Annotated in this window: 23 protein-coding genes; 13 read left to right on the top strand and 10 right to left on the bottom strand. The window is 59.9% G+C overall.

The features are described 5' to 3' along the window. Window positions 1-34: 34 nt before the first annotated feature. The gene (locus tag ACXX83_RS27470; RefSeq protein ID WP_458550098.1) at window positions 35-1,162 is read left to right on the top strand and encodes a sensor histidine kinase; all 1,128 of its coding nucleotides are present in this window, start codon (window positions 35-37) and stop codon (window positions 1,160-1,162) included. A 114-nt stretch (window positions 1,163-1,276) separates the two neighbouring features. On the opposite strand, the gene ACXX83_RS27465 is transcribed toward ACXX83_RS27470, so the two are convergent. Together ACXX83_RS27465 and ACXX83_RS27460 are read right to left on the bottom strand one after the other, a co-directional pair. Then, window positions 1,277-1,582 (bottom strand): chaperone modulator CbpM, encoded by a 306-nt coding sequence (locus ACXX83_RS27465; protein ID WP_007979663.1) that lies wholly within the window; start codon window positions 1,580-1,582, stop codon window positions 1,277-1,279. Between the two features lie 27 nt (window positions 1,583-1,609). Then, window positions 1,610-2,557, bottom strand: a complete 948-nt coding sequence (locus ACXX83_RS27460) for a DnaJ C-terminal domain-containing protein (RefSeq protein ID WP_015093265.1) — start codon at window positions 2,555-2,557, stop codon at window positions 1,610-1,612. Between the two features lie 297 nt (window positions 2,558-2,854). Here ACXX83_RS27460 and ACXX83_RS27455 point away from each other — a divergent pair, with 297 nt between their 5' ends. After that, a complete protein-coding gene (locus ACXX83_RS27455; RefSeq protein WP_458550097.1) occupies window positions 2,855-4,129 on the top strand; it encodes an Hsp70 family protein in 1,275 nt (424 codons plus the stop codon). 117 nt (window positions 4,130-4,246) lie between these two features. On the opposite strand, the gene ACXX83_RS27450 is transcribed toward ACXX83_RS27455, so the two are convergent. From ACXX83_RS27450 to ACXX83_RS27440, 3 genes are all read right to left on the bottom strand, one after another. Further along, window positions 4,247-5,260 carry an AI-2E family transporter gene (locus ACXX83_RS27450; RefSeq protein ID WP_015093263.1) on the bottom strand — a complete coding sequence of 338 codons (1,014 nt, stop codon included), beginning with the start codon at window positions 5,258-5,260 and terminating at the stop codon, window positions 4,247-4,249. Between the two features lie 252 nt (window positions 5,261-5,512). Then, window positions 5,513-5,821, bottom strand: a complete 309-nt coding sequence (locus tag ACXX83_RS27445) for a PsiF family protein (protein ID WP_111284342.1) — start codon at window positions 5,819-5,821, stop codon at window positions 5,513-5,515. Between the two features lie 64 nt (window positions 5,822-5,885). Further along, entirely contained in the window at window positions 5,886-6,680 is a 795-nt protein-coding gene (locus ACXX83_RS27440) for an AraC family transcriptional regulator (RefSeq protein ID WP_458550096.1), read from the bottom strand. 97 nt (window positions 6,681-6,777) lie between these two features. Here ACXX83_RS27440 and ACXX83_RS27435 point away from each other — a divergent pair, with 97 nt between their 5' ends. Then, on the top strand, window positions 6,778-7,665 hold the full coding sequence (locus ACXX83_RS27435; RefSeq protein ID WP_015093260.1) for a DMT family transporter: 888 nt from the start codon (window positions 6,778-6,780) through the stop codon (window positions 7,663-7,665). Window positions 7,666-7,768: 103 nt separating this feature from the next. On the opposite strand, the gene ACXX83_RS27430 is transcribed toward ACXX83_RS27435, so the two are convergent. From ACXX83_RS27430 to ACXX83_RS27420, 3 genes are all read right to left on the bottom strand, one after another. After that, a complete protein-coding gene (locus ACXX83_RS27430; RefSeq protein ID WP_458550095.1) occupies window positions 7,769-8,659 on the bottom strand; it encodes an alpha/beta fold hydrolase in 891 nt (296 codons plus the stop codon). Between the two features lie 107 nt (window positions 8,660-8,766). Continuing rightward, window positions 8,767-9,072, bottom strand: a complete 306-nt coding sequence (locus tag ACXX83_RS27425; RefSeq protein WP_007979676.1) for a DMT family transporter — start codon at window positions 9,070-9,072, stop codon at window positions 8,767-8,769. Next, window positions 9,073-9,711 (bottom strand): FMN-dependent NADH-azoreductase, encoded by a 639-nt coding sequence (locus ACXX83_RS27420; protein ID WP_458550094.1) that lies wholly within the window; start codon window positions 9,709-9,711, stop codon window positions 9,073-9,075. A 110-nt stretch (window positions 9,712-9,821) separates the two neighbouring features. On the opposite strand from ACXX83_RS27420, the gene ACXX83_RS27415 reads away from it, so the two are divergent. The 3 genes from ACXX83_RS27415 to ACXX83_RS27405 all read left to right on the top strand — a co-directional run bounded on the left by ACXX83_RS27415 (window position 9,822) and on the right by ACXX83_RS27405 (window position 12,551). Beyond that, the gene (locus ACXX83_RS27415; RefSeq protein ID WP_458550093.1) at window positions 9,822-10,748 is read left to right on the top strand and encodes a LysR substrate-binding domain-containing protein; all 927 of its coding nucleotides are present in this window, start codon (window positions 9,822-9,824) and stop codon (window positions 10,746-10,748) included. Between the two features lie 253 nt (window positions 10,749-11,001). Then, on the top strand, window positions 11,002-11,784 hold the full coding sequence (locus tag ACXX83_RS27410) for a hypothetical protein (protein ID WP_458550092.1): 783 nt from the start codon (window positions 11,002-11,004) through the stop codon (window positions 11,782-11,784). Between the two features lie 68 nt (window positions 11,785-11,852). After that, window positions 11,853-12,551 (top strand): hypothetical protein, encoded by a 699-nt coding sequence (locus tag ACXX83_RS27405; protein WP_458550091.1) that lies wholly within the window; start codon window positions 11,853-11,855, stop codon window positions 12,549-12,551. A 77-nt stretch (window positions 12,552-12,628) separates the two neighbouring features. Here ACXX83_RS27405 and ACXX83_RS27400 read toward each other — a convergent pair whose 3' ends face one another. After that, window positions 12,629-14,698, bottom strand: coding sequence for an AsmA family protein (locus tag ACXX83_RS27400; RefSeq protein ID WP_458550090.1), 2,070 nt, complete (start codon window positions 14,696-14,698; stop codon window positions 12,629-12,631). A 387-nt stretch (window positions 14,699-15,085) separates the two neighbouring features. Here ACXX83_RS27400 and ACXX83_RS27395 point away from each other — a divergent pair, with 387 nt between their 5' ends. The 7 genes from ACXX83_RS27395 (at window position 15,086) to ACXX83_RS27365 (ending at window position 20,455) form a co-directional block, all read left to right on the top strand. Next, window positions 15,086-15,598: a WD40 repeat domain-containing protein gene (locus ACXX83_RS27395; protein ID WP_458550089.1), complete on the top strand. Its 513-nt coding sequence runs from the start codon at window positions 15,086-15,088 to the stop codon at window positions 15,596-15,598. Window positions 15,599-15,769: 171 nt separating this feature from the next. Then, a complete protein-coding gene (locus ACXX83_RS27390) occupies window positions 15,770-16,402 on the top strand; it encodes a TetR family transcriptional regulator (RefSeq protein WP_007979686.1) in 633 nt (210 codons plus the stop codon). 308 nt (window positions 16,403-16,710) lie between these two features. Beyond that, window positions 16,711-17,211, top strand: coding sequence for an urease accessory protein UreE (gene ureE, locus ACXX83_RS27385; protein ID WP_015093252.1), 501 nt, complete (start codon window positions 16,711-16,713; stop codon window positions 17,209-17,211). Beyond that, on the top strand, window positions 17,208-17,882 hold the full coding sequence (locus ACXX83_RS27380) for an urease accessory protein UreF (protein ID WP_458550088.1): 675 nt from the start codon (window positions 17,208-17,210) through the stop codon (window positions 17,880-17,882). The genes ureE and ACXX83_RS27380 overlap by 4 nt, the downstream gene beginning before the upstream one ends. 23 nt (window positions 17,883-17,905) lie before the next feature. Next, a complete protein-coding gene (gene ureG / locus ACXX83_RS27375; RefSeq protein ID WP_007979691.1) occupies window positions 17,906-18,520 on the top strand; it encodes an urease accessory protein UreG in 615 nt (204 codons plus the stop codon). Between the two features lie 26 nt (window positions 18,521-18,546). Further along, window positions 18,547-19,119, top strand: coding sequence for a HupE/UreJ family protein (locus ACXX83_RS27370; RefSeq protein ID WP_015093250.1), 573 nt, complete (start codon window positions 18,547-18,549; stop codon window positions 19,117-19,119). A 202-nt stretch (window positions 19,120-19,321) separates the two neighbouring features. Beyond that, on the top strand, window positions 19,322-20,455 hold the full coding sequence (locus ACXX83_RS27365) for an AGE family epimerase/isomerase (protein ID WP_458550087.1): 1,134 nt from the start codon (window positions 19,322-19,324) through the stop codon (window positions 20,453-20,455). Window positions 20,456-20,557: 102 nt separating this feature from the next. Here ACXX83_RS27365 and ACXX83_RS27360 read toward each other — a convergent pair whose 3' ends face one another. Further along, window positions 20,558-21,463 (bottom strand): cation diffusion facilitator family transporter, encoded by a 906-nt coding sequence (locus ACXX83_RS27360; RefSeq protein ID WP_015093248.1) that lies wholly within the window; start codon window positions 21,461-21,463, stop codon window positions 20,558-20,560. Between the last annotated feature and the right edge of the window lie 131 nt (window positions 21,464-21,594).

Here is a 21,594-nt window from a genome sequence, read left to right as displayed (position 1 = left end):
TTCGCTGTCCTCGATTCATGCTCAGGTAACCGCCATGCGTCTTTCCGAATTCATCGTGCTACAGGTTGATCGCATCGTCGATGAGTGGGAGCAGTTCGCCAAAACCATCACCCCGGCCGCCGAGTCCATGGACAGCGCCGCCTTGCGCGACCATGCCAGGTCGATCCTGCTGGCCGCGGCCCGGGACATGTGCAAACCCCAGACACCCGCCGAACAAGCGGCCAAGGCACGCGGCGAAGGCCCGGAGAAAACCCCGAGCCTCGACGAGGCCGGCGCCAGCCATGGCGAGTTGCGCCATACCGTGGGTTTTGACCTGGTGCAGATGACCAGTGAATTCCGTCATTTGCGCGCCTGTGTCATCCGCCTGTGGGTCAACAGCCTGCAGTCACCTGACCTGGCCTACTTCCAGGACATGATCCGCTTCAACGAAGCCATCGACGAAGCCCTGGCCGAATCCACCGCCGCCTATGCCGAAATGGTCAACCGCTCCCGGGACATTTTCCTCGCGATCCTCGGTCATGACCTGCGCGCGCCTCTGCAGGCGGTGAGCATGTCCACCGAAATCCTGCTGCGCAAAGCCGCGCTGGAAGGTGATGCGCTCAAGTGCGCGATCAATATCCAGCGCAGCACCGGACATCTGGCAGTGATGGTCGGGGATTTGCTGGAACTGGTGCGCAGTCGCCTGGGCAAGCACCTGCCGATCGAACCGACGCCCATGGACCTGGCCGAAGCGGCACGGGACGCGATTGCGCGGGCCTGTGTCAGTCAACCGGAGTGCGATCCGACCCTGACGGTACAGGGTGACACCCGCGGTACCTGGGACCCGCGCAGGATCGATCAGATGCTGCAAAACCTGATCGGCAATGCCTTGCAGCATGGCTCGAGCAAACGTGAAGTGACCTTGACTCTCAAGGGCGAGGCCGACGGCGTTCGGCTGACGGTGCAGAACGACGGAGCCCCCATCCCTTGCGATGCGATCCCGACCCTTTTCGACCCGCTGGTGCGCAGTGCCAGCGAAGAACTCGGCGAGCCCACTACCAGCCTTGGGTTGGGGTTGTTTATTGTCAAGGAAGTGGTCGACGCCCATCAGGGGACGATTGAAGTCAGTTCCAGTGAGATGGATGGCACGACCTTTACCGTGGTGTTGCCACGCAAAACCTGAAGCACCCCGTGTAGGAGCTGCCGCAGGCTGCGATCTTTTGATCTTGTGTTTCATTGCCCCTGCGGATGCAAAACTTCAGAAGCAAAATCAAAAGATCGCAGCCTGCGGCAGCTCCTACTCGACCAACAACCGCCCCAACCGCTGCTTGAGCATGCGGTTCTCGGCGCGCAGCTGCTGCACTTCTTCGAGCAGGTCCAGCGCCAGGGCGACGCCTTCCCACTCCAGGTCAAGGTCGCGCCGCAGCTTGGCGGCACGCTTGGCCAGGGTCAGCTCATAGTCGTTGAAAACCCAGTCCTTGGGCTGAGCGCCCTGAGGTTCGAGGATGCCGTGCTCGACGATTTCGATCACGTAGACGTCCGACAGCTCGGTCGCCTCACAGAATTCTGCCATGTCCAGTTGAACGATCAGGGGACTGCTCATTGTCAGTGACTCCTTGGTTCTATGGGATCAAAAATGCTCTCGCGGGTCGAACGCGGCTTTTTTCGCCAGCTCCTGCCACAGGGCCTTGATGTCATCGTCGGATTTCTTCGGCATCACGGCCTTCAATTGCACGAACAGGTAACCGCGCTCACCGGCCTTGTTCATCAGGCCATGGCCCTTGGCGCGCATGCGCTGGCCGTTCTGGCTGCCGGCCGGCACCTTGAGGTTGATCTTGCCGGTCAGGGTCGGCACGGCGACTTCAGCCCCCAGCGCCAGCTCCCACGGAGCCAGTGGCAAGGTGATGATCAGGTTATCGCCTTCGACGTCGAATTTCGGGTGCGGTGCGAATCGGATCGTCAGGTACAGGTCGCCATTGGCGCCGCCACCCACACCCGGAGCGCCCTGCCCCTTGAGGCGAATGCGTTCGCCGTCGGCCACACCGGCCGGAATCTTCACGTTCAGGCTTTTGCTGGTGTTGCTCACATGCTGGCCGGCCGCGTTGTACTGCGGTACCTGGAAGGTGACCTTCTTCGATTCGGTCGACAGTGTTTCTTCGAGAAAAACCCCAAGCTCCATTTCCACGTCTTGCCCTCGACGTCCGGTGCTGCGACGCGACTGTCCACCGCCATTGAAACCAGGCCCACGGTTGCCGAAGATCGAACTGAAGAAGTCCGAGAAATCGCCCGTGTCCTGACCACCGCCACCGAAACCGCCACGGCTTTGCCAGCCTGGTGGTCCCTGGAACGGTTGGCCGTGCTGGCCATAGCGGCGCAGATCATCGTATTCGGCGCGCTTGTCGGCGCTTTTCAGCGCTTCATAGGCTTCCGAGGCGTCCTTGAACTTGGCCTCGGCGTCCTTTTCCTTGCTGACGTCGGGGTGGTATTTGCGCGCCAGCTTGCGATAGGCGGCCTTGATCGCCTTATCGTCTGCGGTCGGCTCCACACCGAGAATCTTGTAATAGTCTTTGAAGTCCATCGCGGGAATCACCATCCGTTATCAAATCGCGCCACGGGCCACAGCATGCGCTTGTTTGCAGCCGTTGGTTTGACCGATCTCAAATTTGTGACCGGGCGGCGCGGCAGAAGTTTATCGGCAGCCGGCGGGGCTTCTTGCGAGCACGCCCGCCGCTGTCCGGTTGATGCAGGGTAGTTTGGGGGGAATGCCCCATCTTTCAAGGCATTGTTTGCGAAGAATTAGCAGATAACCGGCCTTCGATTCTGGCGCGCACTGGCATACACTGCGCGGCCGTTTTTTAACCGGAACCTGAAAGACATGAACAACGCATCTCCAGCCCGTGCCGTGGGTATCGATTTTGGCACGTCCAACTCCACCGTCGGCTGGTTGCGCCCCGGCGTGGAAACGCTGATCGCGCTGGAGGACGACAAGATCACCCTGCCGTCGGTGGTCTTCTTCAATATCGAAGAACGTCGCCCGGTGTACGGCCGGCTGGCGTTGCACGAGTACCTGGAAGGCTACGAAGGCCGCCTGATGCGCTCGCTCAAGAGCCTGCTGGGTTCCAAGCTGATCAAGCACGACACCAGCGTTCTGGGCACGGCCATGCCGTTCAAGGACCTGCTCGGGCTGTTCATTGGCCAGCTCAAGAGCCGTGCCGAAACCGCCGCCGGTCGGGAATTCGAAGAAGTGGTGCTGGGTCGCCCGGTGTTCTTCGTCGATGACGACCCGATGGCCGACAAGGAAGCCGAAGACACCCTGGTCGAAGTGGCGCGCAAGATCGGCTTCAAGGAAGTCTCGTTCCAGTTCGAACCGATTGCCGCAGCATTCGACTACGAGTCGACCATCGAGAAAGAAGAGCTGGTACTGATCGTCGACATCGGCGGGGGTACGTCCGACTTCTCCCTGGTGCGCCTGTCACCGGAGCGGCGCGCTGTGGATAACCGCCAGGACGACATCCTCGCCACCGGCGGCGTGCACATCGGCGGGACCGACTTCGACAAACAACTCTCGCTGGCCGGCCTGATGCCACTGTTCGGCTACGGCAGCCGGATGAAGAGCGGCGCCTACATGCCCACCAGCCACCACATGAACCTGGCGACCTGGCACACGATCAACTCGGTGTACTCGCAGAAATCGCAACTGGCCCTGGGCAGCATGCGCTACGACATCGAGGACACCGGCGGCATCGATCGCCTGTTCAAACTGATCGAACAGCGCGCCGGCCACTGGCTGGCGATGGAAGTGGAAGAAACCAAGATCCAGCTGACCCACGCCGACAAGCGCCACGTGCCGCTGGACCGCATTGAAGCGGGCCTGAGCGTGGACTTGAGCCGTGCGTTGTTCGAGTCGGCCATCGACAACCTGCTGGAACGGGTGCGCAACAGCGTCACCCAATTGCTGACAGACGCCGATGTCCGGGTCGATCAGGTCGACACGGTGTTCTTCACTGGCGGCTCGAGCGGTATCCCGGCGCTGCGCAACAGCGTCTCGGCGATGCTGCCGAAGGCGCGGCATGTGGAAGGGAACATCTTTGGCAGTATCGGTAGTGGTCTGGCGATCGAGGCTGCGAAACGCTACGGGTCGATGGACTGATCCGAAATCTGCGGTGCGCTCTTCGCGAGCAAGCCCGCTCCCACAGGTCATGCACAGTCCTTGTGGGAGCGGGCTTGCTCGCGAAGGGGCCAGCTCAGACAACAAAGATCCAGCAGATCAAACCATCCCCACCTGCTTCAACTCACTCTTCAGATACGCGTAGTAAATCGGCCCCGCCACCACCCCCGGCAGGCCGAACGCGGCCTCGAACACCAGCATCGCCAGCAGCAACTCCCACGACTTGGCACTGATCTGCCCGCCAACGATGCGCGCGTTGAGGAAGTATTCGAGCTTGTGGATAACAATCAGGTAACCCAGCGCCGCGACGGCGACCCAGATCGACAGCGACAGACCGACGATAGTGATCAGGGTGTTGGACATCAGGTTGCCGATCACCGGCAGCAGGCCGAGCAGGAACGTCAGTACGATCAGGGTTTTGGTCAGCGGCAGTTTGATGCCGAACATTGGCAGGATCACCGCCAGGAAAATACCGGTGAAAATGGTGTTGAGCAGGGAAATCTTGATCTGGGCGAACACGATGTTGCGAAACGCCTGGACCAGCAGGTGCAGACGATCAAACAGCGCCGCCGCCAGCGGTTTGCGCTTGGTCAGATCCGGTACACGCTGCAACGCAATGATCGCGCCCAGCACCATGCCGATCAGCAAGGTCACGAACATGTGTGCCGCATCCTTGCCCACCAGTTGCAACTCGCTCAGGTGCTTGCTGACCCACTCGCCAATGGCCACACGAAACTCGGCGGCACTGGCTGGCAAATAGGCGTCGATGAACGGCGGCAGTTGTCCGCGTGCGCGGTCGACCACCCCCATGAATTTGTCGAGGGAGGCGCCGGGGTTTTCCGCTTCGTGCAACAGGAAGCTGAATGCACCGGCAAAGATCAGCGACAGTACGCTGACAATCAGCGTCCCCAGCAATGCCACCGCCAGCCAGCGCGCACGCCGGCCTTCGATCAGCCGTTGCAGTTGCGGGGTGAGCATGTTGACCAGCTCGAACACCAGCAACCCGGCGAGCAGGCTCGGCAGCAACCGCAGCGGCAGGACCAGCAGCAGCCCGCCAAAAATGATGACCCAGCTGATGACCAGCAAAACTTGACGCTGAGAAAACGTTGGCATACAGCCTCAAAAACGAACGGCGTAAAAAGGATTGGCAGTCTGCCAGCGATCCGATGCGAGCACTAGGGATTGTGTGGCTCGACCTTGGTCGGGGGCAGCTCAAGCGACTCGGCGCCCTTGTCGGCCTCTTCGCGGGCAAGCCCGCTCCCACATGGTTTCTGTGCTGAACAAAAATTGCGCAGGCATCCAGGATCCCTGTGGGAGCGGGCTTGCCCGCGATGAGGGCGGCACATTCACCACTAGCGTCCAGGTTTATTTTTTCTTCAGGCAATCGCTCATGAACGCCTTGCGCTCATCACCCTTGAGGGCTTTGGTGGCGGCGTCGGCGTTGCAGGTTTTCATTTTCTCTTGCTGCGGCGTCAAGGCCTTGCCGGCATCGTTTGCCGCCGGTGCGGCCTTCAGGCAGGTACTCATGAAGGCTTTGCGCTCGTCGCCCTTGAGGCTTTTGGCCGTGGCATCGGCATTGCAGGTAGTCATCTTTTCCTGTTGGGCTGTGGCGGCGAAACCCTGGGAGCAGAGCAGCAAACCGATCATCAACAACGGGACACGCAACATCTTCATGGAGTTCTCTCCTTGTTGCCACACCAAGGGGGGCGGCCTCGTACTGGAGTGTAGACAACCCCTGTTACACCTTCCTGTTCTCCAGATGACTGCGCCGGTACTGCTCCGGCGTACACCCGGCCTGGCGCTGGAACATCGCGATAAACGCCGAGCCGGTGCTGTAGCCCATGTCGAAAGCGATTTCCTGAATGCTGCGCTGGCTGTCCAGCGCTTCGATCGCCGCCAGAAAACGCAGGCGCTGGCGCCACTCACCGAAGCTCATGCCTAGCTCCCGCACGAACTGCCGCGCCAGGGTGCGTTCGCTGACATGGATGCGTGCGGCCCATTCCGCCAGCGGCCGGTTATCCCCAGGCTCGGCCTGCAATGCTTCCAGAATCCCCAGCAATCCCGGGCTGCTGGCGTAGGGCAGATAGCACTCGTGCACCGGGGCCTGTTGCAGTTGATCCACCAATACCTGGGCCAGACGCTGGTCCGCATCGCGCTCGGGAATTTTCACGTCCCGGGCGGCGAAGTCCTTGAGGATCGCCTTGAGGATGTCGCTTATGGCCAGGGTACAGGCTCGCGACGGCAGTTCGGCGCACACCTTGGGCGCCAGGCACACGGCGCGGTAGTTGACCGGTTGATGGCTATAGAAACTGTGCTCGATCTGTGGCGGTACCCACACCGCGTATTGCGGCGGCGACATGAAGCGGCTGCCCTCGACGTCCATGTGCAGTACGCCGTGGGCTGCATATTCCAGCGTCCCCCAGGGATGCCGATGGGGGGCGGCGTATTCGTGGGCGTCAAAATCGGCGTAGCGGAAGTACACCGCCGACGGCAGTTCGCTGAAATCCAGCAGGTCGATGTGTTTACTGCTCATGCTGTCCGTCATCAAGGGCGAGTTGTCCGGATCGAAGTATAGGCTTGCATCCAGACAAGCGGATAATTGCTCTTCATTAACGTTCTGGTTTTTCCCGATGCAATACGCTTACCCCCTGCTGGCCATTTTCATCTGGGCCGGCAACACAGTGATCACCAAAATGTCGGCCGGGGCGATCTTCCCCGCCGAGATCGGTTTCTACCGCTGGCTGCTGGCCGGGTTGCTGTTCACGCCCTTCATGCTCAAACCGGTGCTCGCCCATTGGCCCCTGATCCGCCCGAAACTGGGCAAGATCTTTGTCCTCGGTGTTCTCGGCATGGCGGTCTATCAAAGCCTGGCGTACTTCGCCGCGAGCCTGACCTCGGCCACCAACATGGGCATCATCCTGTCGCTGATGCCGCTGATGTCGCTCGCCATGGCGATCATCAGCCTCGGCCAGCGCCTGACCATGGGGGCCCTGGCCGGAGCGGTGCTGTCGTTCGCCGGTGTCCTGGTGGTGGTGTCGTCCGGCAGCCTGGGCACATTGCTCGAACACGGAGTCAACCTGGGCGACGCGATGATGCTGATCGCCACCCTGGCCTATGCGGTCTACAGCACCCTGTTGAAAAAATGGCAGCTGAAACTGCCGCCGCTGGTGCTCTTGTATCTGCAGGTGCTGGTGGCCGTAGTAGTGCTGTTTCCGCTGTTCCTCGCCTCACCGAAAGTCGGCCCGACCCTGCAGAACATTCCGCTGGTGCTGTACGCCTGCCTGCTGGCTTCGATGGTCGCGCCGTTGGCGTGGATGCAGGCGGTGGTACGTTTGGGTCCGAGCCGGACCACGCAGTTTTTCAATTTGCTGCCGTTGATTACCGCATTGATTGCAGCGGTGGTGCTGCATGAACAACTGGCGATGTACCACTTGGTGGGTGGGGTGTTGACGCTGGGCGGGGTGATTGTTTCCGAGCGTTGGACCACCGTGCTTGGTCGCAAGATAAGCGTTGCCTGATCCGGCGCTTTCGCAGGCAAGCCCGCTCCCACAGGGGATTGCATTCCATTGTGGGAGCGTGGCTTGGTCCGGGCGGCGTTCCGACGATGAACGATAACGCGGTCTAAAGCCCCGTCGCGCTTAGTCGCGCCGCATGTTCGACAAACAAACGGATCGGCTCTGCCCCCTTGCCCACCAGCCCCAGCGACTGATTGACGATGTCGAAGTGATCCAGCGGATACTCATCGCCAATCACCGTGCCCAGGTGCGAGCTGTAACGCCCGACCATGCCGTCGCAATGCCCGGCTTCACGGACGAAGGTTTTGGCGAATAACCGGCAACTGCGGTTGGTACCGTCCAGCAGATTGCGCCCACGATCGGTGATGCCCGGCTGCAAAGTGCCGGACCAGGAGTAATAGCGCACGCCGTTGACCTCTTCCGGCCCGTGACCGCCCCAGGTTTCAGGCAAGCCCTGTGGATAACGCTGGTTGAACAGCGCGACGCCAGCGGTGGTAAGGGCGTGATGGGAGGCATGGATATCCACCGGCAACTTGGGCCCGTGGTAACCGGTATCCAGCCACCCCATCAGCGTGCCGATCATTCGCAGCAAAAAGCACAGCAGATGACCACGCAGGCTGTCATGGGGATAGTGTTGATGCAGGTAATCGGCGAGCTCCGAACCGTGGTTCGGCCCCGCCACCGAGGTCACCGATGCCACCAGGTCCGGGCGTTTGGCCGCGGCGTAACGGGCGGTCAGCGAGCCCTGGCTATGGCCGATCAGGTTGACCTTGTCGGCCCCGGTTTCCCGCAGGATTTCGTCGATACGTGCCAGCAATTGCTCGCCGCGTACTTCGTTCGAATTAAGCGGCGAGACCTGCACGGCGAACACCACGGCCCCACCATGGCGCAGCGCCTCGACGATCCCGAACCAGTACGGATAAAGCACCAACCGGATGAACCCGAGCATTCCCGGGACCAGCACCAGCGGGTAACGCGGGGCAGAACCTTGCGACATGGGTGGACTTCCTTGTGGTCGGGTGGTGACGCAAGGCGGTAGACAAGACATCCGCCAAGCTACGCCTGCGAAGATGACAACTCGACGACAAGTCTATGTCATCCGCCCTACTTCAACCCTGCCACGCCCGCCACGATCAGCCCGACCGAGACCAGTTTGATCACGCTCAGGCTTTCCCCAAGCAGCGCGAACCCGAGAAACACCGTGCCCAGCGAACCGATGGCAGTCCAGATCGGGTACGCGATGCTCACAGGTAGCTCGCGCATGGCCAGGGTCAGGAAGTAGATCCCGCCCACAGCGGCCACCACCGTGATCAGCGAGGGCCAGAGCCGGGTGAAGCCCTCGGCGTATTTCATGCCCATGGCGAAGGTGACTTCGAACCCGGCGGCGACCAGCAGAAACACCCAGGCCATCTAGAACTCCCAGGCCAGCGCCAGCAAGCGCTGCTCAGCCTCGGCGGCAGAGATTTCAAAGCTGCGTTCGGCGGACTCCTCGCCCTCGGCAGCCACCACTGTGACATCGGTGATACCGATGAATCCGAGCACCGTGCGCAGTAGCGTGTCGGCATGGTTCATGGCTTCCAGCTCGCCGCCCGGACCAAAACCGAAGCCGCCACGGCTGGTGATGATCAGGGCTTTTTTGCCTTGCACCAACGGTTGGTACTGGGCCACGCCATTGTCCAGGGTGTGATCGAAGGTCACCCCTACCCGCACGATCTGATCGATCCAGGCCTTCAAGCCGCTGGGTACGCTGAAGTTGTGCATTGGTGTGGAAATCACCAGCACATCATGGCCAAGCAGTTCGCCGACCAGTTCATCGCTGAGCGCCAGATCGGCCTGCATCGACAGCGGCCGAGCAGCGGGCTCGGGGTAAAACGCGGCGGCCACGAATGCCTCGTTGACCGGCGGGATCAGTGCCCGACCGACTTCGCGCCGGGTCAGTTGCGAGTGTGGATGACGGGCCCGCCAGGCAGACAGAAACACTTCGGCCAAACGCCGGGAGTGCGAACGATCGCCACGGGGGCTGGCATGGACAGCAAGAATTTTACTCATCTGAATCTCCTCAGGGACTAAACTAAATCGGCTTGTGGCTTGCAGCTTGAAGCTCGCGGTTGCGCCACTTCAAATGAGTAAAAATCAGCCAAGATGAATCTATTTCATCTGTGGAGTGTTCAATGTTCGCCTCATTGCCCTTGACTGCCCTGCGCGCCTTCGAATCCGCCTCACGCCTGTTGAGTTTCAAGGCCGCCGCCGAAGAGCTGTCCGTTACCCCGACGGCGGTGTCCCATCAGATCCGCTCCCTGGAAAGCTGGCTCGGCGTGCCGCTGTTCGAACGCCTGCCACGCCAGGTGCGCCTGACCGAATGCGGCGAACGGCTGTTCCAGAGCCTGCACGGGGCATTCCTCGAAGTGGCGCAAAGTGTCGATACCCTGCGCCCGCAACGCAGCGGCGCCAACCTGACGATCTCCACCACCGCGGCCTTCGCCGCGCTGTGGCTGGTGCCTCGGCTGGGACGCTTCTACGCCCGGCACCCGAACATCAACGTTCGCCTCGACACCCACTGCGAAGTCATCGATTTGCATCAGGACGCCAGTGTCGATCTGGTGCTGCGCTACAGCCTCGACGATTACCCCAACCTGTACGGCCAGTGCCTGTTCGATGAGTCCTTCGGTGTCTACGGTTCGCCCGAACAAGTGGCGCTGGCGATCAATCGTGCCCCGACGCTGATCAGCGTGCGTTGGCACAACTCGAAACTCTATGCCCACGGGTGGGAGGCCTGGTGCGCGCAATCGGGCGAAACCTGGCTGAGCGGTCGGCCAGCGGTGCGCGAATACGACGAAGAGCATTACGCCCTGCAAGCGGCCGTTGCCGGGCAGGGTCTGGTGCTGGCGAGCAATATTCTGGTGTCGGAAAGCGTGGCCAGTGGATTACTGGCGCCTTATCGCGGGGACGTTCAGGTGGATGGCGCCGGATACAGTGCGCTGTGTGTTCCGGGACGCGAACGCCATCCACCGGTGCGGGCGTTTTTTGCCTGGCTGCAGGAGGAAGCAGCGTTGTCGGGACTGTTACCAAGATCGCAAACAAAGTAACAACGCAACTCCCAGCAGGAGTTGCCGCAGGCTGCGATCTTTGCTTTTACATGACCCGACAACTAACGCCCTCCAAAAAAAACATACAACAACAAACAAGCCTGATGACAAACAAACCGCCATAACACTTTTTAATGCAAGCAACCAAAACTCAACCAACAAAGTTACAAACCCTCACTAGACTTGCAAACTCAATTCTTTATATTCGACCCACAGACAAGAATGTCTGATCACCAAAAATAAAGGACTTATTATGCACTTCGAACAACGCCTTGAGTTCATTGACTCATTACCCAGGCTACCCATCACCACCCCGAGAGTGGCAGCTTTTTCCTCGAACTCCGTCACACAGACACCTCCCCCAGAGCATGATATTGACAAACCCACAGCAAGTGTAATGCCGGATAACATCAATGCCTTTCTTCCGGGCGCCACAGAAGAAAACATTAGTGACGTCAACCTTTGCAAGTTGGTCATGCAGAATGCCGCCACCAAAATGTACCCAGAGGATTCGCAGCTCTTTGAATGGTACAAATACTATGTCAACGGCCTGAGCCATCTTGGCTGGGTCACCCAGGACCGGTCCATGGAAGGGACCACCATCAGCAGAACCGGGTTGACCATGAATCAGGTTGCCGTAGAAATGGCCGCAGGATTGATAGGGGCTAATGCAGCTGCCGTATTGGCAAAAGTTGCGGAGCAGGCAGTGGGCCTTGTACAGAAGAACTCCGACATCATCCGGGTTTATGAACACAACAAGAAACTCGGAACACAGGCCAAGTTCGATATTTCGCCGGTCTGGATTGATAACTACAAACAACCGAACATGATCCTCAACTGCATCTCTCTGGACGCTCGGGAAAGCTCGCGAGGCATCCTGTTCTGGAAATCCACCACCCAATCCACCACCTTAAAAACCGGTGCCGTGCGCTCTTATCTGGATACAAAGGTATTTTCCGGATTACGTGAAACTCTGTATGGCAAGTACTCCGAGAATGGCAAGAAATACATCATTGACTTGCCGGATCTTGATTGAGTCCATTCGTTGGATCGGCGAGATATCGCCTATCCAACCCCCAACCGCCAATAAAAAGCAACCCAATCATGAACGAAGAACTAGTTGATATTCATCTTGTCAGCGGAAACATCACGGTTTTCTGCGGGCCGCATACCCAACAGTTCAAGAGCGACATTTTGAACTCCAGCTTGTATGTCGAACTTTTAGCTGCAAGAGCAAGCAACGACCGCGATATATCCTGGACGACTTATTCGAACACCCTGACGAAATTAGGATGGGTCATTAACAGTCGAGTCCCCGAGCGTTCTGAATTTAATAAATCAAGCCTGCTGGGGCTTGTAACAGAAAGCATCGACAGTTACTTGCCAGCCTATGACCATCAAGCCCTCGTCGACGCTTTTTCAAAACTGACGGCGCTTCCAGCTGACTCTTTGGCAGTTGAAACGCTCATCAATAAACTGAAGGTAAACGCCGCAGTCACGGATGATCAGAAAATCACATCGTTGACGAACACAGCGGTTCCTACCGCAATGCTGTTGACGATAGTCAGGCAGGACGAGGCCATCCTGACCCTGCAAATCGCCTTCACGACAACCGTCGGGATCGCAATCGATCTGCTCGATCAGCCCGTATTGAAAGCAACCAAGAGTACAAAAAACAACATACGGCTACTGCGCTGCTCGTTGGATAAAACCCGGTACGAGCAAATCAGAGACACCGTCATTACAAAACTCGGAAGCAAAATCAAAACCGAGTTGCTTCACGTAGAAGTACCGAGCGCTTGAAGCGAAAGTCCAACCGCACGTTGATGCCCAGGCACTGCGAACTCCGCCAGTGCCTGGGCATTTTTTACCGAGCCCCGTCAGTCTTTGACCGTTTTCGGCGCCTTGCCCGACTTCATCTGCTCCAGCAACGGCGCGCATTGATTCGGCTCACCACCACTTGGTGCCACCAGCGCCAGCAACCCTGCCGCCGGTGCGGCGATCACGCCCAGCGCCACCATCCCGGCGCCGCGCAGCATCAACGGCACGGCCTTGACCCCGGCATCGGGCTTGATGAACTTGCCGCGCACATACAGCGGCGAACGCAATGAAATCAGGCGCCAGCCCTTGGATTCCGGGGTGATGGTCAGGTCCAGTTGTTCCGTCGCCATGTTAGCGGTGCCGTCGATGTAGACGACGGCGTTCTCAGTGTCGAATACAAACAGCCGGGTGGTTGCCAGGCCGGACTGGATACCGAAGTCGGCGGCCGCGCAGTTGATCTTCACTTCCTTGTCGCCAAAGATCTTGCCAACCACGTAGTTGCCGACGTTCAGGCCCGCCAACTCCATCAATTCGCGACTGATGGCACCATCGTTGATCAGCATTTTCAGATCGCCATTGGCGCTGCCCAGCAGCCTGGCCACCGAATTGCCGCGCCCGCTGATATCAGCGTCGCCATTGAGCTCGCCAAAACTGGTTTTCATCGGCTCAAAGCCGGGGAACAACTGTTTGAGCTTGAATCCCCGCGCCGTGAGCCTGGCGTGGCCTTCCAGGGGATCGGTGTGGCCGTTCAGGCGAATCTGTGCGTCCAGCTTGCCGCCGGCCACGCCGAAGCGCAGCGGTTCGAGGCTGAGCACACCATCGGTGAGCACCAGATGGGTATAGAGGTCGTTGAATGGCAGTTTTTCGCTGTGCACGATGCGCTTGCCGGTGAACTCGACATCGGCGTCCATATCGCGCCAGCGGTCTGTCTTGAACTCTTCGACCGGCAGCACTTTGTCCGCCGGTTGTTTGCTGTCACCGCCACGGGCCTTCTGTTTGGCGTTGGAATCGGCGCCGATCAGCGGCGCCAGGTCAGCGAACAGCAATTGATTGGACAACAGCGAGCCGCTGAGTTTTGGCCGTGGCTGGCTGGCCACGTAGGTCAGACTGCCGTGGATGTCACTCTCGCCGATCTTGCCGTTGAATCCTTCATAGCGGAACACCGCGCCGCCCGGCTCGTGCAACTTGGCGATCAGATGACCGTCGGTGGCATAGGGTGGGGTGTCCGGCAGGATCACGCCGGTCAGTGGGTAGAGGTTGCCCAGGCTGGTGCCGGCCAGTTTCAGCCGCAGGTCCAGGGCGCCAAGATTCAGCGGATCGGTCAGGGTGCCAGCCAGGTCGACGCTGGAATCGGCGATCTTCACCTGCGCCTGCAGCGGAAACGGGCGTGCCGCATCCTGCAACGCCAACAACCCGCCAATCTTGCCCTGGCCGGCGAGTTTCTGGCCGTGGTACTGGCCGTTGACCTTGAGGGCGAACGCATAATCCTGGGGTGACGAGCCCTTTTCCTGCACGGCTTTCGCCGCTTTGTCGCCGACGATATCGCTGAACGGAATCGGCTTGCCCAACGGATCGATCAGTACGTCGAGCTGAGTCTTCAGGCTCTGGTCGTCGAGGATGACGCGGCCCTTGTCAAAACCGATTGCACCGATATCCACCACCCAACTGGAAGGCTCGGCGTTCGGGTCCTTGGGGTCGAACTTGAACGTCCAGTTGGCGCGCCCGTCAGCCAGGCGTTGCAGCTGCGCATTCGGCTCGGCGAGGTCGATACGCGGGATCACCACCCGCTGTGCCAGTAAAGCCAAGGGTGAAATGCGCAACTCGACACGCTTGAGAGTGGCCATCTGCGGTTGCTTCGACCAGTCCGGGTTGCCCAGGCTGAGGTCCTCGGCCACCACATGGGGCCACGGCACCCAGGCGCGCCAGCCGCTTTCATCGGGCTCGGTCTGCCAGACCACCGACAGATTGCCGTTGATGGCAAAAGCGCGGTGCAGTTCTTCGGAAACCTTGGCATTGAGCGGCGGTTTGATCCGGTTCCAGTCGAAGAACACGATGATCAGCACCAGCAACGCCAACAAGGTAAGGAAGGTGGAAAGGGTCCAGACAAACGTCTTTTGGGTGCGCGTCATTGCACAGGGCTCCTGATACGACTGAGCGCCCCGACTGCGACGCACAGGTGAAACGGTGGGCCGGAAGCGGCTCGCCATGAAGTCTACGACTGATAAAGACCCGGCAGGTTTAATCGATAGACCGATTTCGCCGAATTCAGCCAGTCCAATACTGACCAATCAGTCATTCAACGTTACCGACCCCGCACTTTTACACGTCACGAGTGGGTCGAAAATACCCAAACCAGTGCCAGACAACTCGCCGGAAACGCCCGGCCTAGAGCCTCCCCAGCAAACAATCAATTCCGTTGATTATTACCATTGCGTTTATGAACTTTTATATCGACTTATCGAGAGTAGCATTGCCCTCGTACCCACTTTTTCGCACCCCCGAGGAGCACAACAATCATGAAACGCCAATTACTGCTTAGCCTTTCACTCTCGATGCTGGCCAGCACTGCTTTTGCCCTGCCAGCAGCTGACCAGGCCACCCCACAAGTGAAGCAAGACCACTCTGTGTTCAGCCAGACCGTCGCCGCCGATGGCTCCGACCGCACCCCACAAGGCCAGACCCTTGCCGAAGGCGGTAATGATCGCCTGAAAGAAAAAGGCCTGATCACTCAGGATGGCTCGGAACGTACTCCACAAGGCCAGACCCTGGCTGCCGATGGTTCCGATCGCACCCCACAAGGCCAGACCCTCGCCGCTGACGGCTCGGATCGCACCCCACAAGGTCAAACCCTCGCTGCCGACGGCTCGGATCGCACCCCACAAGGTCAAACCCTCGCTGCCGACGGTTCGGATCGCACCCCACAAGGTCAAACCCTCGCTGCCGACGGTTCGGATCGCACTCCACAAGGTCAAACCCTCGCTGAAGGCGGTGGTGACCGAGTGATCGAACGCAACAGCACTCTGAGCTAAGCCCCATGGCCGCCCAGAAAAAAAGCCCAATCCCCGGATTGGGCTTTTGACTTTTCAGCACTGCGCTTTATAGATGCCGCACTTCCCCGCTTGATCCCTCACAGTCGTTCGACGCCGGCAAAGCCGATTTGCTAGAGTGCGCCGCGTCCTTGTCCAGAAAACGCCCTTGCGATGCTGCCCCGCGCCGAACAGAAACAACAGACCCGTAATGCCCTGATGGACGCTGCCCGGCGCCTCATGGATGGTGGCCGAGGATTCGGCAGCCTGAGCCTGCGTGAAGTCGCGAAAACCGCCGGCATCGTACCGACCGGTTTCTACCGCCATTTTGCCGATATGGATGAACTGGGCCTGGTGCTGGTCAGCGAAGTCGGCCAGACCTTCCGCGAAACCATTCGCCTGGTACGGCACAACGAATTCGTGATGGGGGGCATCATCGATGCCTCGGTGCGGATCTTTCTCGACGTGGTCAGTGCCAACCGCTCACAGTTCCTGTTTCTCGCCCGCGAGCAATACGGCGGTTCGCTGCCGGTGCGCCAGGCCATTGGCCGTCTGCGCGAAGGCATCAGTTCGGACCTGGCGGCGGATTTGTCACTGATGCCGAAACTGCAGCACCTGGACATCGCCGACCTGAGCGTCATGGCGGATCTGATCGTCAAAAGCGTGTTCGCCACCCTGCCGGACATCATCGATCCGCCAGCCGAGGCCTTGCCTGAGCACCTGACGCCCCAGGCCAAGATTACCCAGCAACTGCGCTTCATCTTTATCGGTCTCAAGCACTGGCAAGGGCTCGGCAGTACCGAGTAACCCTTAACCTTCAGTCTGGATCAAGCCCCTGTGGGAGCGAGCTTGCTCCGGGCGGCGTTCCGACGATAGCGTCGGCACATACAGAATCAATGTGACAGATACGCTGTCATCGCGAGCAAGCTCGCTCCCACAGTGAACTGCATCGCTTCAACTTGGTGCGCAAATCAAAAACAACGCACCAACTTCAACCAAAAAACTCACTCAATCGATAACCTTCCTACGCCTCTGTCAGCCATTTCCTACGCATCATGTCAATTGGCAAGCCCCTTGCTCTAGCCTGAGCATCGTCCATTGCTGGAAGCCTTCCGATGCTGGTGATTCATCGCAGAATCGACCCTCAACCCGTTTGGGCCGCCGAACTGCACCTGACGTTCGAAGCCCGCAGCAAAAGCCGTTTGCGCTGTTTCAGTGCCGAGGGCGAAGACGTCGGGTTGTTTTTGGAGCGCGGTCAACCGCCCCTGCATGACGGCGAATGCCTGCAAGCCGAAGACGGGCGAATCGTGCGTGTCTGCGCCCGCCCCGAACAACTGCTACACGTCACCTGCGCCAATGCCTTCGAACTGACCCGCGCGGCCTACCACCTGGGCAACCGCCATGTCGCCTTGCAAGTCGGCGACGGCTGGTTGCGCCTGCTCGACGATTACGTGCTCAAGGCCATGCTCGAACAACTCGGTGCCATTGCCTCGAACATCGAAGCGCCATTCCAGCCGGAACATGGCGCTTACGGCGGTGGCCATCATCATTCGCGCCACGGTGATGAAGACTTCAACTACGCGCCGAAACTGCACCAGTTCGGCGTACGCCCATGAACCCGGCCTGGGCGCTGCTGCGCCTGGCCAGTCCGCAATTGCCAATTGGCGGCTACAGCTACTCCCAAGGGCTGGAAATGGCTGTGGATAACGGCCGGGTAAACGACCCCGACAGTGCGCGTCGCTGGATCGGCGATCAGTTGCTGTTGAATCTGGCACGCTTCGAAGCACCCTTGCTGCTCGCCCATTGCGTGGCCGCCAGCGAGGACAACTGGGGCCAATTGTTGCAACGCTGCGAGGAACACCGCGCCAGTCGCGAAACTCGCGAGCTGCATCAGGAAAGCCGGCAGATGGGCTACTCGTTGCAGCAGTTGCTCAACGGCTTGCCGGAACTCGACACACCCGCCCGTGCCTTCCTCGAACAATGCAGCGAGCCCCATCTGGCCCTTGGATGGGCCTTGGCCGCGCGCGCCTGGCAGATCAGCCCGCAGGACGCCTTGGCTGCGTGGCTATGGAGCTGGCTGGAAAACCAGTTGGCGGTGCTGATGAAGACCTTGCCATTGGGTCAGCAAGCCGCCCAACGCCTGACCAGCGAACTGTTGCCGCTGCTTCAACAGGCGCAACAGAACGCCACCCGAATCGATCCCGATCAATACGGCAGCGCCGCTTTCGGCCTGTCCCTGGCGTGTATGGCCCATGAGCGCCAGTACAGCCGTCTGTTCCGTTCCTAGGGCCTGTTATTTTGGAGAATCACATGAACACACAACCTCTGCGAGTTGGCATCGGCGGCCCGGTCGGTTCCGGCAAAACCGCCCTGACCCTGGCCCTGTGCCTGGCCCTGCGCGAGCGCTATAACCTGGCCGTGGTGACCAACGACATCTACACCCGCGAAGACGCCGACTTTCTGGTGCGCAACGAAGCCCTGGCGCCGGAACGCATCATCGGCGTGGAAACCGGCGGCTGCCCCCACACGGCCATCCGCGAAGACGCTTCGATCAACCTTGAAGCCGTGGATCAACTCAATCGCCGTTTTCCGGGGCTGGACCTGATTCTCGTGGAGTCCGGTGGCGATAACCTCTCCGCGACCTTCAGCCCGGAACTGTCCGACCTGACGATCTACGTAATCGATGTCTCCGCTGGCGACAAGCTGCCGCGCAAGGGTGGGCCGGGGATCTGCAAATCCGACCTGCTGGTGATCAACAAGATCGACCTGGCGCCGCTGGTCGGCGCCTCGCTGGAGATGATGAACAGCGACACCCAGCGCATGCGCAACGGCAAGCCATTTGTCTTCAGTAACCAGAAAACCGGCCAGGGTCTGGAACAGATCATCGCCTTCATCGAACGCCAGGGCTTGCTGACCGCGGCCTGATCACCCCTTCAACAAGGAAGCTTTCCATGACACTGAAACGCATTCTCGGCGCCCTGGCCCTGCTGCTGACGCCAGCCCTCGCCCTCGCCCATCCGGGGCACGGCGACAATGGCTTGATCGCCGGTATCAGCCACCCGCTTGGCGGTCTCGATCACCTGCTGGCGATGCTCGCGGTCGGCCTGTGGGCCGCACAGCAGCAGGGTACTGCGCGCTGGGCGCTGCCGTGTACCTTCGTTGGCACCATGCTGATTGGCGGGATGCTGGGTTTTGAAGGGTTGAACCTGCCTGCACTGGAGAGCGGGATTGCCGCTTCCGTTTTGGCCTTGGGGCTGGCGGTGGCGCTGGCTGTGCGTCCACCGTTGGTGATGGCGGTAGGTGCGACGGCGTTGTTTGCGCTGTTTCATGGTGTCGCGCACGGGCTGGAACTGCCGGACATGTCGAGTCCATGGACCTATGCCGCAGGCTTTGTCGCCGCGACGGCGGTGTTGCATGCGGCGGGTTATGCGCTGGTGCGGACCTTGCCGCTGGCGGCAGCACCGCTGGTTCGACTGGCGGGCGCGGCTTCGGCGGCGACCGGGGTGTGGTTGCTGGCGGGTTGATTCTCTAGCGCCTTCCACGGCCTCTTCGCGAGCAAGCCCGCTCCCACATTTGATCTTTGTTGTTCACAAGTACTGTGTTCACAGCAAATTCATTGTGGGAGCGGGCTTGCTCGCGAAGGCGGCCTGACAGACACAGCCTCTCTCAAGTCAGCCTCTCTGCTAACATGTCGCGCAATCGCCCTTGCCGTGACGACGCCAGCCAATGCCACCTGTTTCCCGCTCCGCCTCCCAGCCTGAATTGACCGCCCTGTTCGCCTCGGTGCAGCAGCATTTCCTGAACGTCATCGTGCCGCTTTGGCAAGGTCCGGGCTGGAATGCCGACATGGCGTTGCCTTATGAGGCGCTGGATGCCGGACACCACCCGCTGCCACCGCAACGCTACCGGGCCATGGCCTGTGCGCGGCAGTTGTATCTGTTTGCCAGCCTGATCGGTCAGGTGCCGGGCGCCGAAGAGCGTGCCGCCGCTTTGTTCCGCTCGTTGCAGCGGCACTTCCACGATGCAGAGCACGGCGGCTGGTTCTACAGCGTCGATGCACATGGTGCGCCGCTGGATCAGCGCAAGGACCTCTATACCCACGCGTTCATACTGTTCGCCTGCGCCCATTACTGGGACAAGGTCCGCGAGCCGCTGGTCGAGTCGGTACTCAACGCCTCGCTGGAAGTGATCGCGCAGCGTTTCGCCACGGACGACGGTCTGTATGAAGCCACGCTCGACCGCGACTGGGCATCGCTGGGCAGCGGCCCCTTGCAAAACCCGCTGATGCACCTGGCCGAAGCATTCCTCGCCACCCTGTCGGTGCGTGAAGACCTCGACGTGCAACAAGCACTCACCGAGTTATGCACAGCCATGCACGCGCGCTTCATCGATCCGCAGCACGGCGTGTTGATGGAAAAGCCGCTGGGGTCTGTGGATAACTGGTTTGAACCGGGGCATCAGTTCGAGTGGTATTTCCTGCTGGAATCCTCGGCGCTGCTGCGCACTTCAACCCTGCATGCCGATCTGGAAAGGGCCTTCGCCTTTACCGAGCAATTGGGCGTCGACCAACAGACCGGTGCGGTACGGGCCATGCTCGATCTCGAACCAGGTGGCGGCGTCCGGGATGGCACACAGCGTATCTGGGCCCAGGCCGAGTACCTGCGCGCCCTGACGCTGCGACCCGATAGCGAGTCGGATGTTCTGCGCCAGTTGCAGGCGTTGCAGCAGCGCTCGCTACATACCGGCGGCTGGTATGAGTGTCGTGACGCCCACGGTGAAGTCAGCCGCCGCGACATGCCGTCGACCACGCCTTATCACCTGGCGACCTGTTATCGCGGGCTGGCGGAATATCTCGGCTGAGTGTTTGGTTGCTTTCGCGAGCAGGCTCGCTCCCACAGTTGATCGCATTTCAATGTGGGAGCGAGCCTGCTCGCGAATGACCTCAAAGAGGTCACCTGACTGTCACTCAATCCACTTGCGATCCCCGGTAAAGCTGATGGTCAGCCATCGTGCGGCATCCGGCTCGCCAAGCTTTGTGGAAATTTCCTCGCGCAAACTGTCCAGTTGCCCCACACCGTCCAGCCAGTAATCCTTCGGCAATACGATGTGGATCTCGATAAAACACGCCCTGCCGTGCTTCTGCACGTAGGAAATGTAGTCGTCGAAACCATGCTCGACCTTCGCCACCTCCATCACCTGACGCACCTTGTCGTCCAGCTGATCCGGGACGATCCCCAACACATCGCGCAAGGCTGGTCCGAGGATTTTGAGCGCTGGAGGGAGCATGCCCAAGGCCAGCAGAATCAGGATCATCGGGTCGACATACACCGCCCACTTGTCGTAACCCTGAGTCTTGAGCAGCAGCGCGATGAGGAAACTCACCAGCAGGCCCGCCGACAGCATCGCGTCCACCAGCCAACTGATGTTGTCGAACTGGATCAGCGATGAGTTGAGCGTGCGGTTGCGGTGGCGGACGTAGAAAAAATAAATGAGCTCGACGACGGTAAACACTGCCGCATAGACGATCACCAGTCCGAGCTCGACCTCGCGGCCACCATTGATGATGCCGAACACGCCGTTGAGAAAGGCGTAAATGGCGACCAGGAAAATGAAGCTACCCTCGATCACCAGCACCATGGGTTCCAGGTGCCAGGAACCGAACTGGAAGCGCTGGTTGCTTTCCTTGGCGATCAGCCGGGCGGTGATCAGCATCAGGACCTTGATGAAGGCCGCGATCAACGAAAAGAAGCCATCGAACAGGATGGATTGAGCGCCCGACACAAAACCGGTGATGATCCCGGCGAATGTCACGGCGAGCATCAGGAAGGTCGATTGTTTGAGCAGCGCCTGCTCGCCTCGATTACTCACTGGATCTCCTCTAAGACCTCTAGACCGCCGGGTGCGGCGGCGTTAGTAGGTGAGGAGTCTAGCCGATCTACAGCGGTGGCCGAACTGGCCTCATCGCGGGCAAGCCCGCTCCCACAGGTTCAGCGCGATTC

This window comes from Pseudomonas sp. GNP012 (assembly GCF_054343835.1).
The sequence above is the reverse complement of the archived record's forward strand: the minus strand, read 5'-3'. Positions and strand labels throughout refer to the sequence as shown.

Excerpts from the sequence above, each read along its gene's own strand:
- ACXX83_RS27420 (WP_458550094.1), bottom strand. The coding sequence starts at position 9,711 with ATGAGTAAAATTCTTGCTGTCCATGCCAGCCCCCGTGGCGATCGTTCG.
- ACXX83_RS27380 (WP_458550088.1), top strand. The coding sequence starts at position 17,208 with ATGAACCCGGCCTGGGCGCTGCTGCGCCTGGCCAGTCCGCAATTGCCA.
- ACXX83_RS27405 (WP_458550091.1), top strand. The coding sequence starts at position 11,853 with ATGAACGAAGAACTAGTTGATATTCATCTTGTCAGCGGAAACATCACG.
- ACXX83_RS27435 (WP_015093260.1), top strand. The coding sequence starts at position 6,778 with ATGCAATACGCTTACCCCCTGCTGGCCATTTTCATCTGGGCCGGCAAC.
- ACXX83_RS27365 (WP_458550087.1), top strand. The coding sequence starts at position 19,322 with ATGCCACCTGTTTCCCGCTCCGCCTCCCAGCCTGAATTGACCGCCCTG.
- ACXX83_RS27430 (WP_458550095.1), bottom strand. The coding sequence starts at position 8,659 with ATGTCGCAAGGTTCTGCCCCGCGTTACCCGCTGGTGCTGGTCCCGGGA.
- ACXX83_RS27370 (WP_015093250.1), top strand. The coding sequence starts at position 18,547 with ATGACACTGAAACGCATTCTCGGCGCCCTGGCCCTGCTGCTGACGCCA.
- ACXX83_RS27460 (WP_015093265.1), bottom strand. The coding sequence starts at position 2,557 with ATGGACTTCAAAGACTATTACAAGATTCTCGGTGTGGAGCCGACCGCA.
- ACXX83_RS27395 (WP_458550089.1), top strand. The coding sequence starts at position 15,086 with ATGAAACGCCAATTACTGCTTAGCCTTTCACTCTCGATGCTGGCCAGC.
- ACXX83_RS27445 (WP_111284342.1), bottom strand. The coding sequence starts at position 5,821 with ATGAAGATGTTGCGTGTCCCGTTGTTGATGATCGGTTTGCTGCTCTGC.
- ACXX83_RS27470 (WP_458550098.1), top strand. The coding sequence starts at position 35 with ATGCGTCTTTCCGAATTCATCGTGCTACAGGTTGATCGCATCGTCGAT.
- ureE (WP_015093252.1), top strand. The coding sequence starts at position 16,711 with ATGCTGGTGATTCATCGCAGAATCGACCCTCAACCCGTTTGGGCCGCC.
- ACXX83_RS27410 (WP_458550092.1), top strand. The coding sequence starts at position 11,002 with ATGCACTTCGAACAACGCCTTGAGTTCATTGACTCATTACCCAGGCTA.
- ACXX83_RS27465 (WP_007979663.1), bottom strand. The coding sequence starts at position 1,582 with ATGAGCAGTCCCCTGATCGTTCAACTGGACATGGCAGAATTCTGTGAG.
- ACXX83_RS27455 (WP_458550097.1), top strand. The coding sequence starts at position 2,855 with ATGAACAACGCATCTCCAGCCCGTGCCGTGGGTATCGATTTTGGCACG.
- ureG (WP_007979691.1), top strand. The coding sequence starts at position 17,906 with ATGAACACACAACCTCTGCGAGTTGGCATCGGCGGCCCGGTCGGTTCC.
- ACXX83_RS27400 (WP_458550090.1), bottom strand. The coding sequence starts at position 14,698 with ATGACGCGCACCCAAAAGACGTTTGTCTGGACCCTTTCCACCTTCCTT.
- ACXX83_RS27390 (WP_007979686.1), top strand. The coding sequence starts at position 15,770 with ATGCTGCCCCGCGCCGAACAGAAACAACAGACCCGTAATGCCCTGATG.
- ACXX83_RS27450 (WP_015093263.1), bottom strand. The coding sequence starts at position 5,260 with ATGCCAACGTTTTCTCAGCGTCAAGTTTTGCTGGTCATCAGCTGGGTC.
- ACXX83_RS27440 (WP_458550096.1), bottom strand. The coding sequence starts at position 6,680 with ATGAGCAGTAAACACATCGACCTGCTGGATTTCAGCGAACTGCCGTCG.
- ACXX83_RS27425 (WP_007979676.1), bottom strand. The coding sequence starts at position 9,072 with ATGGCCTGGGTGTTTCTGCTGGTCGCCGCCGGGTTCGAAGTCACCTTC.